The 13,545-nt window shown below is 64.2% G+C and carries 12 protein-coding genes; 7 read left to right on the top strand and 5 right to left on the bottom strand.

Annotated elements, in window-relative coordinates; genetic code table 11:
• The first annotated feature begins 73 nt into the window (after positions 1 to 73).
• Together coaD and J7573_RS09815 are read left to right on the top strand one after the other, a co-directional pair.
• The gene (gene coaD, locus J7573_RS09820) at positions 74 to 553 is read left to right on the top strand and encodes a pantetheine-phosphate adenylyltransferase (protein WP_014861498.1); all 480 of its coding nucleotides are present in this window, start codon (positions 74 to 76) and stop codon (positions 551 to 553) included.
• Between the two features lie 108 nt (positions 554 to 661).
• Entirely contained in the window at positions 662 to 913 is a 252-nt protein-coding gene (locus J7573_RS09815) for a YfhL family 4Fe-4S dicluster ferredoxin (protein WP_254482631.1), read from the top strand.
• Positions 914 to 923: 10 nt separating this feature from the next.
• Here J7573_RS09815 and mutM read toward each other — a convergent pair whose 3' ends face one another.
• Positions 924 to 1,736, bottom strand: coding sequence for a bifunctional DNA-formamidopyrimidine glycosylase/DNA-(apurinic or apyrimidinic site) lyase (mutM, locus tag J7573_RS09810; protein WP_294333691.1), 813 nt, complete (start codon positions 1,734 to 1,736; stop codon positions 924 to 926).
• Positions 1,737 to 1,739: 3 nt separating this feature from the next.
• Entirely contained in the window at positions 1,740 to 2,558 is an 819-nt protein-coding gene (locus J7573_RS09805) for an HDOD domain-containing protein (RefSeq protein WP_294334009.1), read from the bottom strand.
• 299 nt (positions 2,559 to 2,857) lie between these two features.
• On the opposite strand from J7573_RS09805, the gene J7573_RS09800 reads away from it, so the two are divergent.
• Positions 2,858 to 4,054, top strand: coding sequence for a class I SAM-dependent rRNA methyltransferase (locus J7573_RS09800; RefSeq protein ID WP_294333688.1), 1,197 nt, complete (start codon positions 2,858 to 2,860; stop codon positions 4,052 to 4,054).
• 38 nt (positions 4,055 to 4,092) lie between these two features.
• On the opposite strand, the gene J7573_RS09795 is transcribed toward J7573_RS09800, so the two are convergent.
• Positions 4,093 to 4,767: a magnesium transporter gene (locus J7573_RS09795; protein ID WP_294333686.1), complete on the bottom strand. Its 675-nt coding sequence runs from the start codon at positions 4,765 to 4,767 to the stop codon at positions 4,093 to 4,095.
• A 479-nt stretch (positions 4,768 to 5,246) separates the two neighbouring features.
• Between J7573_RS09795 and ilvD the strand changes: the two genes are divergently transcribed.
• A complete protein-coding gene (ilvD, locus tag J7573_RS09790; protein ID WP_054885517.1) occupies positions 5,247 to 7,088 on the top strand; it encodes a dihydroxy-acid dehydratase in 1,842 nt (613 codons plus the stop codon).
• A gap of 173 nt (positions 7,089 to 7,261) precedes the next feature.
• Here ilvD and J7573_RS09785 read toward each other — a convergent pair whose 3' ends face one another.
• Positions 7,262 to 8,317, bottom strand: coding sequence for a haloacid dehalogenase-like hydrolase (locus J7573_RS09785; RefSeq protein WP_294333678.1), 1,056 nt, complete (start codon positions 8,315 to 8,317; stop codon positions 7,262 to 7,264).
• Between the two features lie 242 nt (positions 8,318 to 8,559).
• Between J7573_RS09785 and J7573_RS09780 the strand changes: the two genes are divergently transcribed.
• The gene (locus J7573_RS09780; protein WP_294333675.1) at positions 8,560 to 9,951 is read left to right on the top strand and encodes an L-cystine transporter; all 1,392 of its coding nucleotides are present in this window, start codon (positions 8,560 to 8,562) and stop codon (positions 9,949 to 9,951) included.
• Positions 9,952 to 10,057: 106 nt separating this feature from the next.
• Here J7573_RS09780 and J7573_RS09775 read toward each other — a convergent pair whose 3' ends face one another.
• Positions 10,058 to 10,573, bottom strand: a complete 516-nt coding sequence (locus tag J7573_RS09775; protein WP_294333673.1) for a dihydrofolate reductase — start codon at positions 10,571 to 10,573, stop codon at positions 10,058 to 10,060.
• A 54-nt stretch (positions 10,574 to 10,627) separates the two neighbouring features.
• Between J7573_RS09775 and J7573_RS09770 the strand changes: the two genes are divergently transcribed.
• The gene (locus tag J7573_RS09770) at positions 10,628 to 12,019 is read left to right on the top strand and encodes a DUF2868 domain-containing protein (protein WP_294333670.1); all 1,392 of its coding nucleotides are present in this window, start codon (positions 10,628 to 10,630) and stop codon (positions 12,017 to 12,019) included.
• Entirely contained in the window at positions 12,012 to 13,376 is a 1,365-nt protein-coding gene (locus J7573_RS09765) for a GTPase/DUF3482 domain-containing protein (RefSeq protein ID WP_294333668.1), read from the top strand. Before J7573_RS09770 ends, J7573_RS09765 begins: the two co-directional genes overlap by 8 nt.
• Positions 13,377 to 13,545 lie beyond the last annotated feature (169 nt).

Below are 13,545 nucleotides of genomic sequence, written 5' to 3'. Positions count from 1 at the left end.
CCGCATGACTTGGCCGGGCGCAATCGCTGCGCTACCATCCGACTCCCCAACGCACTCCAGCCAGGATGACGCGATGAACCGAGTGTTGTACCCGGGTACTTTCGACCCCATTACCAAAGGCCATGGCGACCTGGTCGAGCGCGCTTCGCGCCTGTTCGACCACGTGATCATCGCGGTGGCGGCCAGCCCGAAGAAAAACCCCCTGTTCCCGCTGGAACAACGGGTCGAGCTTGCCCGTGAGGTCACCAAGCACCTGCCCAATGTCGAAGTCATCGGCTTCTCGTCACTACTGGCGCACTTCGCCAAGGAACAGGGCGCGAACGTGTTCCTGCGCGGCCTGCGCGCGGTGTCGGACTTCGAATACGAATTCCAGCTGGCAAACATGAACCGGCAACTGGCGCCCGACGTCGAAAGCCTGTTCCTCACGCCTTCGGAGCGCTATTCGTTCATTTCCTCGACGCTGGTGCGGGAAATAGCCGCGTTGGGCGGAGATATCAGCAAGTTCGTCCATCCTGTGGTGGCCGAGGCGCTGACCGAACGCTTCAAGAAGTAACCTTGCGCACCTGATCATCGCGCCCGCGTGCACTGCGGGCGTGAATGCGGCACAATTGTGCCCAAAGCGTTGAACATGCCCGGGCGATGCGCCCCGGCCGGAGTCCCCATGTCCCTGATCATCACCGACGATTGCATCAACTGCGACGTCTGCGAACCCGAGTGCCCGAACGAGGCCATCTCCCAAGGCGAAGAGATCTACGTGATCGACCCGAACCTGTGCACCCAGTGCGTGGGTCACTACGACGAGCCGCAGTGCCAGCAGGTCTGCCCGGTCGACTGCATCCCGCTGGATGAAGCGCACCCGGAAACCCAGGACGAGCTGATGGCCAAGTACCGCCGCATCACCGGCAAGGCCTGAGCGCAGGCGGCTAGCGCTGGCAGCGCGGGCAGAACACGCTCGCCCGCTGCCCCAGCTTCACCTCGCGCAAGGCCGTGCCGCACAGCTTGCACGGCATCCCGCCCCGCCCGTAGACGAACAATTCCTGCTGGAAGTACCCCGGCTGCCCGTCACCGCCGATGAAATCGCGCAAGGTCGTACCGCCCTGCTCGATGGCCGCCGCCAGCACCCGTTTGATCTCGATCGCCAGCTTCAAGTAGCGCGCCCGGGAAATCCCGCCCGCCTCGCGGCGCGGGTCGATGCCGGCAGCGAACAGCGCCTCGGTCGCGTAGATGTTGCCCACGCCGACCACCACCGCGTTGTCCATGATGAAGGGCTTGACCGCCATCGAGCGCCCACGCGACAGCTGGAACAGCCGCTCGCCGTCGAACAGGTCGGTCAGCGGCTCCGGCCCCAGGCGCAGCAACAACTCGTGGTTGAGCGGGTCGAGGCTCCAGAGCATGGCGCCGAACCGCCGCGGGTCGGTGTAACGCAGCATCAGCCCCGACTCCAGCTCGATGTCGACATGTTCATGCTTGGCCGCTGGCAAGCCCAGCTCCACCAGGCGCAGGTTGCCCGACATGCCCAGATGGCTGATCAAGGTGCCGATCTCGGCATTGATCAGCAAGTACTTGGCCCGACGCTCGACGCTGACGATACGCTGCCCGGACAGCCGCACGTCGAGGTCCTCGGGGATCGGCCAGCGCAGCCGCCGGTCTCGCACCACCACGCGGCTGACGCGCTGGCCTACCAGGTGGGGCGCAATCCCGCGCCGGGTGGTTTCGACTTCAGGTAATTCCGGCATGGATCAGTGCCCGCCCAGCTCGCGAATATTCTGTTTCAGGGTCTCGAAGTCGTACTCCGACAAACCGATATAGTCCAGCACCAGCGGGCCGACCACATTCCACTCATGGTCGACGTTCTGGTTGCCCAGCACACGGTACGAGGCGCAGATGTGCTCGGCCATCTTCAACACCGCCAGCAGGTTCTTCAACTGGCTCTGGGTATTGCGCGACGAGTCTTCGCGGAAGATCGCCAGGGCATTGTGGTGGTTGGCGATGGCCGCGCTGATGTGCTCCGGCAGGCGCCAGGACTTGGCCGTGAAGTAGCCGACCACGGAATGGTTGGTGTTGAAGGCGCGGTTCTCGGTATCGACCACGCGCATTTCCTCACCGGCCTTGGCATAGGCGTCTTCGAGCACTTGCATGTACTCGGGGAAGCGCTTGAGCATCAGCGGTACGCCGCAATCGTGGAACAGGCCGAGGGTATAAGCCTCGTCGGCCGCCTGGATGCCGGTGCGCTTGGCCAGGGTCAGACAGGTCATGGCCACGTCCTGGGCGGTATCCCAGAAACGGTTGAGGGTGACGATGGTCTCGTCGCTCATCTCGCCCTTGATCGACTGCGCATTGATCAGATTGATGATCGAGCGGCTGCCCAGCAGGTTCACTGCACGCTGAATCGAGCCGATCTTGTTCGACAGGCCGAAGTGCGGTGAATTGACCAGCTTGAGCAAGGCGCCCGCGAGGCCAGGGTCCTGGGAAATCAGCTTGGCGATGGTTTCCAGATCCGGATCAGGCATGTACTGCTCGAACTGCAGGTCGACCATGATCTGCGGCTGCGGCGGAATGGTGATGCCTTGCAAGGCTTGCTGGATCTGTTCGGCGCTGAGTTCTTGGGACATGCGTGCACACTCGTGAAGGACGACGGGATTCTACCCCCCTAGCGCGCATCGAGACCAATCCGTGAATCCCTGTAGGAGCGGCCTTGTGTCGCGAAAGGGGTGCGAAGCACCCCCAGGTTTTCAGCTCCGCAGCGGAAATTGCCGGGTCCGCTGCGCGGCCCTTTCGCGACACAAGGCCGCTCCTACAAGGGACGCGCAGGCAGGCAACAGGCTATAATCCCGCTCTTTTTTCCCGGAGCGACGTCATGTCCCTGCCCAGCCTTCGCCTCAAAGCCAATGCCGACCGCCGCCTGCGCGCCGGCCACCTGTGGGTCTACAGCAACGAAGTCGACGTCTCCGCGACCCCGCTGCAAGGCTTCCAGGCCGGCCAGCAGGCAGTGCTCGAAGCTGCCAACGGCAAGCCGCTGGGCATCGTCGCCCTGAGCCCGAACAACCTGATCTGCGCCCGCCTGCTGTCGCGTGACATCAAGCTGCCGCTGGACAAGTCGTTGCTGGTGCACCGCCTCAACGTCGCCCTGTCCCTGCGCGAGCGGCTTTTCGACCAGCCGTGCTACCGCCTGGTGTACGGCGATTCAGACCTGTTGCCAGGCCTGGTGGTCGACCGTTTCTACGACATCCTCGTGGTGCAGCTGGCCTCGGCCACCATGGAAGCACACAAGGACGACGTGATCGCCGCCCTGGTCCAGGTGCTCAAGCCTAGTGGCATCCTGTTCAAGAACGATTCCGCCGCCCGCGACGCCGAAGGCCTGCAGCGCTACGTCGAAACCGTCTACGGCGAAGTGCCGGACTGGGTCCCGCTGGAAGAGAACGGCGTCAAGTTCGAAGCTCCGGTACGCGAAGGCCAGAAGACCGGCTGGTTCTACGACCACCGCATGAACCGCGCGCGCCTGGCCCCCTATGTCAAAGGCAAGCGCGTGCTCGACCTGTTCAGCTACATCGGTGGCTGGGGTGTGCAGGCCGGTGCGTTCGGCGCCAGCGAAGTGTTCTGCGTGGATGCCTCGGGCTTTGCCCTGGATGGTGTCGAGCGTAACGCTGCGCTGAACGGCATCAGCGAGAAGCTGACCTGCATCGAAGGCGACGTGTTCGAGGCCCTGCGTGAACTGAAGGCCGCCGAAGAGCGCTTCGACGTGATCATTGCCGACCCACCCGCCTTCATCAAGCGCAAGAAAGACCTGAAGAACGGCGAAGCGGCCTACCGCCGCCTGAACGAACAGGCCATGCGCATGCTGAGCAAGGACGGCATCCTGGTCAGCGCCTCGTGCTCGATGCACCTGCCCGAGGACGATCTGCACAACATCCTGCTGACCAGCGCTCGCCACCTGGACCGCAACCTGCAGCTGCTCGAGCGCGGCGGCCAAGGCCCTGACCACCCGGTGCACCCGGCCATCGCCGAAACCCGCTACATCAAGAGCATCACCTGCCGGTTGCTGCCCAACAGCTGATCCGCACGGTCCGGGGCGCCATGCGCCCCAGACCGGTATCAGATCTCCAGCACCTGCGACGCGATCCCGAAGTACACCAGTACCCCCGCCGCATCGGCGATCGAGGTCACCAATGGGCCACTGGCGGTAGCCGGGTCGAGCTTCACGCGAGTGAACAGGAACGGCAGGCTCATGCCGATAAGGCTGCCGATCAACACGATCACCAGCATGCTGCTGGCAACGATCAAGGCGATGTCAGCACCACCTCGCAGTGCCCCCAGCGATGCCACCGCCAAGGCCATGGTGCCGCCAAGCGCCAACGCCACGCCACATTCGCGGCCCAGCATGCGAATCCAGTCGCGCATGACCACCTCCCCTGTCGCCAGCGCCCGCACCATCAAGGTGGCCGACTGCGCCCCGGCGTTCCCCCCGCTGTCCACCAACAGAGGCAGGAAGAACACCAGCACGATATGCGCGGCGATGGTTTCTTCAAAAGCTGCGATACCGGCGCCGGAAAACAGGTTGCCGAACACCAGCAGTACCAGCCACAACACTCGCTTGCGGTACAGCAGGCCGACAGTGGCATTGCGCAGGTTACCGACGTGATTGGTGATCGATGCACCTTTGTGGAAGTCTTCGGTTGCCTCCTGGCGAAGCTTTTCCAGCGCTTCGCTGGTCTGGCGATGCGAGAGTGGTTCTTTGCAGCGGATGCAGTTCGTGCAGATAGAGTACATGCGAGTCTCCAGGCGCCGACGCAGGCACCCGCGAGCCTCGAACTCAGGGGTTCAAGCCTTCGCAAGCCCTGCCGACAGCGCGCTCAGTGCCAATTTGCAAGTTCGCAGTGAACTGAAACTGGGAAGGTCCATTGAAGTGATTTCTCGTGAAGCCGCACATGCGGCGCGGCGGATGATAGCCAGCACAACTGGCGAGGTCTGCCCCGCAGGTGGCATTTCAGAAGCGTCCTACAAGCAGCCGGGAATCCCTCCCAAACCACCGTCCAGACACATCTTCATTCCCTCGCCGCGCCAGCGGTGTAGAATCGGCCTATTCATCGCCAGTCATCCCCGGCGGGTTTATGAGCTCTGGCCAAGCACGCGGCGATCCCGCGCGGTCTTCGGCCCCATCCGTGCCAGTGGCAACCGGCCTGCGGTACAAAGGACAAGAGAAGCTCACTCCCCTTTTTGTGACCTGATTAAGCCGCCAGGAGTGTTTCATGCCTGATTATCGTTCCAAGACTTCCACCCAAGGCCGCAACATGGCCGGCGCCCGCGCCCTGTGGCGCGCCACCGGGATGAAGGACGAAGACTTCAAGAAACCGATCATCGCCATCGCCAACTCGTTCACCCAGTTCGTGCCGGGCCACGTGCACCTGAAGGACCTGGGCCAGCTGGTCGCCCGCGAGATCGAACGCGCCGGTGGCGTGGCCAAGGAATTCAACACCATCGCGGTCGACGACGGTATCGCCATGGGCCACGATGGCATGCTGTACTCGCTGCCAAGCCGCGAGATCATCGCCGACGCCGTCGAGTACATGGTCAACGCCCACTGCGCCGACGCCATCGTCTGCATCTCCAACTGCGACAAGATCACTCCCGGCATGCTGATGGCCGCCCTGCGCCTGAACATCCCGGTAATCTTCGTCTCCGGCGGCCCGATGGAAGCCGGCAAGACCAAGCTGGCCAGCCACGGCCTGGACCTGGTCGACGCCATGGTCATCGCCGCCGACTCCACCGCCAGTGACGAGAAAGTCGCCGAGTACGAGCGCAGCGCCTGCCCGACCTGCGGTTCGTGCTCCGGCATGTTCACCGCCAACTCGATGAACTGCCTGACCGAAGCCTTAGGTCTCGCCCTGCCGGGCAACGGTTCGACCCTGGCCACCCACGCCGACCGCGAGCAGCTGTTCCTCACCGCCGGCCGCACCATCGTCGAGCTGTGCAAGCGCTACTACCAGGAAAACGACGAGTCGGTGCTGCCGCGCAGCATCGCCAACTTCAAGGCGTTCGAGAACGCCATGATGCTCGACATCGCCATGGGCGGTTCGACCAACACCATCCTGCACCTGCTCGCTGCAGCCCAGGAAGGCGAAGTCGAGTTCGACCTGCGCGACATCGATCGCCTGTCGCGCAAGGTGCCGCAGCTGTGCAAGGTGGCGCCGAACATCCAGAAGTACCACATGGAAGACGTGCACCGCGCTGGCGGCATCTTCAGCATCCTCGGTTCGCTGGCCCGTGGCGGCCTGCTGCACACCGACCTGCCGACCGTGCACAGCCGCAGCATGGAAGAAGCCATCGCCAAGTGGGACATCACCCAGACCGATGACGAAGCCGTGCACACCTTCTTCAAGGCAGGCCCGGCCGGCATCCCGACCCAGACCGCGTTCAGCCAGTCGACCCGTTGGGAAACCCTCGACGACGACCGTGAAAACGGCTGCATCCGTAGCTTCGAGCACGCCTACTCGCAAGAAGGCGGCCTGGCTGTGCTGTACGGCAACATCGCGCTGGATGGCTGCGTGGTGAAAACCGCCGGCGTCGACGAGTCGATCCACGTGTTCGAAGGTACCGCAAAGATCTTCGAAAGCCAGGACAGCGCCGTGCGCGGCATCCTCGCCGACGAAGTGAAGGCCGGCGACATCGTGATCATCCGTTACGAAGGCCCGAAAGGCGGCCCGGGCATGCAAGAGATGCTCTACCCGACCTCGTACCTGAAGTCCAAGGGCCTGGGCAAGGCCTGCGCCCTGCTCACCGATGGCCGCTTCTCGGGCGGTACCTCGGGCCTGTCGATCGGCCACGCCTCGCCGGAAGCTGCTGCTGGCGGCGCCATCGGCCTGGTGCGCGACGGCGACAAGGTACTGATCGACATCCCCAACCGTTCGATCAACCTGCTGGTCAGTGACGAAGAGCTGGCTCACCGCCGTATCGAGCAGGACAAGAAAGGCTGGAAACCGGCTGAAGTCCGCCCACGCAAGGTGACCACCGCTCTGAAGGCCTACGCCCTGCTGGCGACCAGTGCCGACAAAGGTGCTGTGCGTAACAAGGCGATGCTCGAAGGGCTGTGAGGTTCTGACCGCGTAAAAGAGAAACCGGCGCCCTGAGCGCCGGTTTTTTTTGCCTGTACCGGCCTCTTCGCGGGCACGCCCGCTCCCACAGGGATCGCACAATACTGGAAAGCTGTGCAATACCTGTGGGAGCGGGCGTGCCCGCGAAGAGGCCAGTACAGTTGACACATCAACTACTGAATCTGCTCCGGCGTCACGATCACCCAGTTCTTGTCCGCCGTCACCGGCAACCCTTCCTTGGCCTGTGCCGCCGCGTTCTTCGCGATCATCCCGTTCAACTGGTCCATGTACTTGGCCTTGCGGTTTATCCACAGGTGGATGCCGCCCTTGTTCACATCCACGCCATGGAACTGCATGTAGCCGTCGCTGGTCGGCGTATCGCCCCCCACCAGCACTGGCTTCTTCCATTCATCGATGTAGGTCAGGATCGCCGCCTGCTTGCCTGCCATCCAGGTGGCCGGGGTCCACAGGTAAGGCGTCAGCTCCAGCCCTTCATTGGCCTTGGCGTCATACTGCCCGGCGCTGATCTGCTTGCGCGCCGTGGTCAGCTGGCCATTGGCGCGATCCTTGAGCAACAGGCTGACGCCAATCACGTTCTGCGGTTTGACGTTGTAGCCGTACTTGGGATCGGAAGCGACCATGCGCACCAGCTCTTCGGACGCCGCCGAAATCACATAGACCTCGATGCCATTCTCCATCAGCTTGTTGTACAGCTCGGCCTGGCCGGTGAAGACCTTTGGCGGCTGCACCTCGATGGCCTTGACCTGGTCACCTTCGAAATAAGTGCTAGGGATCGGCTTGCCCGAGGCCATCAGCTCATCGACCTGAGCCTTGAGCTCCTTGAGGGTAAAGCCGGCAAACACCTGGGCTACCCACGGATAGCAGACCATGTCGTCGATCTCGCACAGGCGGTAGTAGTAGCTGAACAGGCTTTCCTTGTGCTCGGCCGTGTCCTTGAACGGGATCAGCTTGAGCGACGGGTCGAGCTTGTCGCGGGTCAGTAGGCCCTTGTTTTCCATGAATGGCAGCAGCGCTTCTTCGAGGTCGTAGCGGTAGCTGGTGTTGTCCATGTCGAACACCGCGTAGTTACCTTTGTGGGCATTGGCGGCAATCATGACGTCGAGCTGTTTGGCTGCATCGGTGGGCCAGTGCTTGAGCTCGGTGGCGAAGCTTTCGACACTGAACAACAGCGACAAGCCGAGGGCGAGGGCTTTCGGAGCGAACTTCATGTGCGGATCTCCTGAAATGACCTGGAAACGCTAGTGCAACACTCTCCGTTTGCAGCCCCTCACAACGACCTGCATGCAGCTCTAAACGCCGTGTTCATTGCTATCCGCGACAACTTGTTATTCCATAAACGACTAAGCAAATTACTTTTGGGTATAAATTCGTTTGTTTTCAGGCTGTTAGCATTTCCGTTCGCAATCGCTCACCAGAGGCGATGCCTCTTCTGCTTTTTCCTGGAGCTTCAATGAACCTGCCGTTGTCTCTCAACCTGCTGGCGTTCCTGGCCTTACTGCTGGGCCTGGCGCAAACCCGCCGCACCGACTGGAGCCTGGCCAAGAAGGTCCTGCTGGGCCTGGCACTAGGCGTCGCGTTCGGCCTGGCCCTGCACACCCTTTACGGCGCCGGCCACCCGGTACTCAAGGCCACCATCAGCTGGCTGGACCTGGTCGGCAACGGCTACGTCGGCCTGTTGCAGATGATCGTCATGCCGCTGATCTTCGCGTCGATCCTCAGCGCCGTGGCCCGCCTGCACAACGCCTCGTCGCTGGGCCGCATCAGCGTGCTGAGCATCGGTACCCTGCTGCTGACCACCGCCATTGCCGCACTGATCGGCATTGTCCTGACCAACCTGTTCGGCCTGAGCGCCGAAGGCCTGGTGGCCGGCGCCCAGGAAAGCGCGCGCATGCAGGTTATCCACAGCGACTACGTGGGCAAGGTTGCCGACCTGAACATCCCGCAGCTGCTACTGTCGTTCATCCCGAGCAACCCGGTTGGCGACCTGGCCCGGGCCAAGCCGACCTCGATCATCAGCGTGGTGATCTTCGCCGTGTTCGTCGGCCTGGCCGCGCTGCAGCTGATCGAGGACGACGCCGAGAAGGGCGCGCGCGCCCTGTCGGCCATCGATACCCTGCAGGCCTGGGTGATGCGCCTGGTGCGCGTGGTGATGAAGCTCACCCCTTACGGCGTACTGGCACTGATGACCAAGGTGGTGGCCAGCTCGAACCTGGAAGACATCCTCAAGCTCGGCAGCTTCGTGGTGGTGTCGTATCTGGGCCTGGCGCTGATGTTCGTGGTCCACGGCATCATCCTTGCCGTGACCGGTGTGAGCCCGCTGCGCTTCTTCCGCAAGGTCTGGCCAGTGCTGACCTTTGCCTTCACCAGCCGCTCCAGCGCCGCCAGCATCCCGCTGAACATCGAGGCGCAAACCCGCCGCCTGGGCGTGCCGCAGTCGATTGCCAGCTTCAGTGCATCGTTCGGTACCACCATTGGCCAGAACGGCTGCGCAGGCCTCTATCCAGCCATGTTGGCCGTGATGGTGGCGCCAGCGGTGGGCATCGATACCTTCGACCCGCTGTGGATCGCGACCCTGGTGGCGATCGTGACGCTGAGTTCGGCGGGTGTGGCTGGCGTCGGTGGCGGTGCGACCTTCGCCGCGCTGATCGTGCTGCCGGCCATGGGCTTGCCGGTCGAGCTGGTGGCGCTGCTGATTTCCGTGGAGCCGCTGATCGACATGGGCCGCACGGCGTTGAACGTGAATGGGTCGATGACTGCGGGCGTGGTGACCAGCCAGCTGCTGAAAGAGACCGACAAGGACGTGCTGGCCGGTGATGAGCATGCCGAGTTGAGCCATACCTGACGATAATTGGGGCCGCTGTGCGCCCCTTCGCGGGCACGCCCGCTCCCACATCGGCCCTGTGGGAGCGGGCGTGCCCGCGAAGGGCTGCAAAGCAGCCCCAGCAATCTCAAACCTTGTCCCAAACCTCGAAGTGATAGGCAGGCTTGCCTTCTTCAGCCTGAGCCTCGCTCGACATCAATTTCCACTGGCCCTCATCAAACTCCGGGAACCACGCATCCCCCTCCGGCGCCAGTTCCACCCGCGTCAGGTACATCCTGCTCACCAGCCCCTTCTCCAGCGCCTGCCCATATAGCTGCGCCCCGCCAATCAGCATCAGCTCGCCAACGCCCTGCTCACGCGCCCACTGCTCGGCCCGCGCCACTGCGGCTTCCAACGAGGCAAACACCTCGGCCCCGGCCAGTTCCAGGCCCGCCTGCCGGCTGACCACAATGTTCAAACGCCCTGGTAACGGCCGACCCAGCGAATCCCAGGTCTTGCGCCCCATGATGATCGGCTTGCCCAGGGTAGTGGCCTTGAAGTACTTGAAGTCCCCCGGCAGGTGCCAGGGCATGGAGTTGTCGATGCCGATCACGCGGTTCTCGGCGTGAGCCGCAATCAGGCTGAGGGGGAGTGATGTATTCATGCCAGCGAGGATAGCACCGGGCGTGTGGGTTATGCTTCTGCCCTGAACCACGCAATGGAAGACCTTGTGACTGCACCGACTCCACTGGACAAGCGCTGGCTCACCGAAGCGGTACGCCTGCGCGAGGAACACGCCGGCCTGCTGGACGACCAGGAGGCCAACCGCCACGCCCGCCAATTGGGCGGTGACCTGGCAACACGCATCGAAACCCGTGCGCTGTTCCTCGCCGAACGCGACGGCATGACCACTGCCCTGCGCCACTGGAAGCAGGGCGCCCGCCTGGCGCTGCTAGCCTTGATGCTGCTGGCCGTGTTCAGCGGCGCAGGCCTGGCCTTCGCCGCCTTGGGCGATGGGCAGCGACCGGTGAACGTGTTCTGGGCCTTGGGCAGCCTGCTCGGGTTGAACCTGCTGATGTTGCTGGGTTGGGCCGTGGGCTTTGCCTTGAGCGGCGAGCACGGCGCCAGCCTGGGTCGCCTGTGGTTATGGATGAGCGAGCGCTTCGCCCGTGACGCCAAGGCCACCCACCTGGCGCCAGCACTGCTGGTGCTGCTGCAACGCCAACGCCTGAATCGCTGGCTGCTCGGCGTGCTGGTGCACGGCCTGTGGCTGCTGGCGATGGTCGCCGCCCTGAGCATGCTGCTGGCCTTGCTGGCAACCCGCCGTTACGGCTTCGTCTGGGAAACCACCCTGCTGGCCGCCGACCCGTTCATCCACCTGACCCAGGCCCTCGGCGCCCTGCCTTCGCTGCTCGGTTTCGCCGTGCCGGATGAAGCGATGATCCGCGCCAGTGGCGACACCTTCCCCGCCCTGGATGCCGCCCGCCAGGCCTGGGCCAGCTGGCTGCTCGGCGTGGTGCTGGTGTACGGCCTGCTGCCGCGTCTGTTGCTGGCCGGGCTGTGCCTGTGGCGCTGGCGCCAGGGCCATGCCCAGCTGGTGCTGGACCTCAGCCTGCCCGGCTACGCGCAACTGCGCGATGCATTGATGCCGCGCAGCGAACGCATCGGCGTACAGGACGCCGCTCCCGATGCCCTGCCGCAGTTTCAGGCCGGCCAGCTGGAAAGCGGCAGCAGCGGCGCCTTGCTGGTAGGCCTCGAACTCGACGACCAACGCCCCTGGCCGCCCGCCTTGCCGAAAGCGGTAACCGACGCCGGTGTGCTCGACAGCCGCGAATCACGCAACAAGCTGCTCGAACAGCTCAGCCGTTTCCCTCCGGCGCGCCTGGCCATCGCCTGCGACCCACGCCGCTCACCCGACCGCGGCAGCCTGGCACTGCTCGCGGAGCTGGCACGCAATGCCGGCGCCACGCGCATCTGGCTGCTTCAGGCTGCCCCCGGCCAGGCTCTGGACGCCGAACGCCTGGGCGACTGGCACGACGCCCTCGACCGCCTCGGCCTGCCCCATGCCGACACATCGCCCCTGACCTGGCTGGAGCATGGCCATGACTGAGCCGCTGAAACTGGCCGTGGTCGGCCACACCAACGTCGGCAAGACGTCGCTGCTGCGCACGCTCACCCGCGACGTCGGCTTCGGCGAGGTCTCGCACCGCCCCAGCACCACCCGCCATGTCGAAGGCGCGCGGCTGTCGGTGGACGGCGAACCGCTGCTGGAACTCTACGACACCCCCGGCCTGGAAGACGCCATCGCCCTGCTCGACTACCTCGAGCGCCTGGAGCGCCCCGGCGAACGCCTGGACGGCCCGGCCCGCCTCGAACGCTTCCTGCAAGGCAGCGAGGCACGCCAGCGCTTCGAGCAGGAAGCCAAGGTGCTGCGCCAGCTGCTGGCCAGCAATGCCGGCCTGTATGTGATCGACGCCCGCGAGCCGGTGCTGGCCAAGTACCGCGACGAACTGGAAGTGCTGGCCAGCTGCGGCAAGCCGCTGCTGCCGGTGCTCAATTTCGTCGCCAGCAGCCAGCACCGCGAGCCGGAATGGCGTGAAGCCCTTGCCCGGCTTGGGCTTCACGCATTGGTGCGGTTCGACAGTGTGGCCCCGCCAGAGGATGGCGAACGCCGTCTGTACGAGAGCCTGGCGCTGCTGCTGGAAGACGCCCGACCGTCCCTGCAACGGTTGATCGAAGACCAGCAGGCCCAGCGCCTGGCGCGTCAACACAGTGGCAAGCGGCTAATCGCCGAGCTGCTGCTCGACTGCGCCGCCTGCCGACGCAGCGTCGAGGCCGAGCCGGCAGCTGAAGCCAGGGCCATCGAGGCCTTGCGCCAGGATGTACGCCAACGCGAGCAGCGTTGCGTGGAGGCGCTGCTCAAGCTGTATGCCTTCCGCCGTGAAGATGCCAACGCCGGTGATTTGCCACTGCTGGACGGGCGCTGGGGCGATGACTTGTTCAATCCGGAGACCCTGAAGTTGCTGGGTGTACGCCTGGGTAGCGGCGTGGCAGCCGGGGCTGCAGCCGGGGCCGGCGTTGACCTGCTGGTTGGCGGCCTGACCCTCGGCGCTGCCGCGTTGGCGGGGGCAATTGCCGGTGGCGCGCTGCAGACGGCACGCAACTATGGGTCGCGGCTGATGGGCAAGCTGAAGGGGCAGCGCGAGCTGACGGTGGATGACACGGTGCTGCGGCTGCTGGCGTTGCGTCAGCAGCAGTTGATGGTGGCGCTGGATGGCCGCGGGCATGCGGCACAGGACAGTATCCGGCTGGGCGAACTGGATGAGAAGGCCTGGCGTGAGGGGAAGCTGCCGGAGGCCTTGAGCAAGGCGCGGGCGCATCCGCAGTGGTCGACGCTCAACCCAGGGGCGAAGCTCAATCAGGCTGAGCGGCAGGAACAGCTGGAGGCGCTGGTTTCACAGATCTGATTCAGCAGGCCTGGCCTCTTCGCGGGCACGCCCGCTCCCACAGGGACCATACAGTACTGGAAAACTGTGCAATATCTGTGGGAGCGGGCGTGCCCGCGAAGAGGCCAGGCCTGCTGAATCAGATCTGTGAAACCAGCGCCTCCAGCTGTTCCTGCCGCTCAGCCTGATT

The organism is Pseudomonas sp., from assembly GCF_017744435.1.
Classification (GTDB): Bacteria; Pseudomonadota; Gammaproteobacteria; order Pseudomonadales; family Pseudomonadaceae; genus Aquipseudomonas.
This window is presented reverse-complemented; position numbering and strand designations above follow the sequence as displayed.

Excerpts from the sequence above, each read along its gene's own strand:
- coaD (WP_014861498.1), top strand. The coding sequence starts at position 74 with ATGAACCGAGTGTTGTACCCGGGTACTTTCGACCCCATTACCAAAGGC.
- J7573_RS09815 (WP_254482631.1), top strand. The coding sequence starts at position 662 with ATGTCCCTGATCATCACCGACGATTGCATCAACTGCGACGTCTGCGAA.
- mutM (WP_294333691.1), bottom strand. The coding sequence starts at position 1,736 with ATGCCGGAATTACCTGAAGTCGAAACCACCCGGCGCGGGATTGCGCCC.
- J7573_RS09800 (WP_294333688.1), top strand. The coding sequence starts at position 2,858 with ATGTCCCTGCCCAGCCTTCGCCTCAAAGCCAATGCCGACCGCCGCCTG.
- J7573_RS09795 (WP_294333686.1), bottom strand. The coding sequence starts at position 4,767 with ATGTACTCTATCTGCACGAACTGCATCCGCTGCAAAGAACCACTCTCG.
- ilvD (WP_054885517.1), top strand. The coding sequence starts at position 5,247 with ATGCCTGATTATCGTTCCAAGACTTCCACCCAAGGCCGCAACATGGCC.
- J7573_RS09785 (WP_294333678.1), bottom strand. The coding sequence starts at position 8,317 with ATGAAGTTCGCTCCGAAAGCCCTCGCCCTCGGCTTGTCGCTGTTGTTC.
- J7573_RS09780 (WP_294333675.1), top strand. The coding sequence starts at position 8,560 with ATGAACCTGCCGTTGTCTCTCAACCTGCTGGCGTTCCTGGCCTTACTG.
- J7573_RS09775 (WP_294333673.1), bottom strand. The coding sequence starts at position 10,573 with ATGAATACATCACTCCCCCTCAGCCTGATTGCGGCTCACGCCGAGAAC.
- J7573_RS09770 (WP_294333670.1), top strand. The coding sequence starts at position 10,628 with ATGGAAGACCTTGTGACTGCACCGACTCCACTGGACAAGCGCTGGCTC.
- J7573_RS09765 (WP_294333668.1), top strand. The coding sequence starts at position 12,012 with ATGACTGAGCCGCTGAAACTGGCCGTGGTCGGCCACACCAACGTCGGC.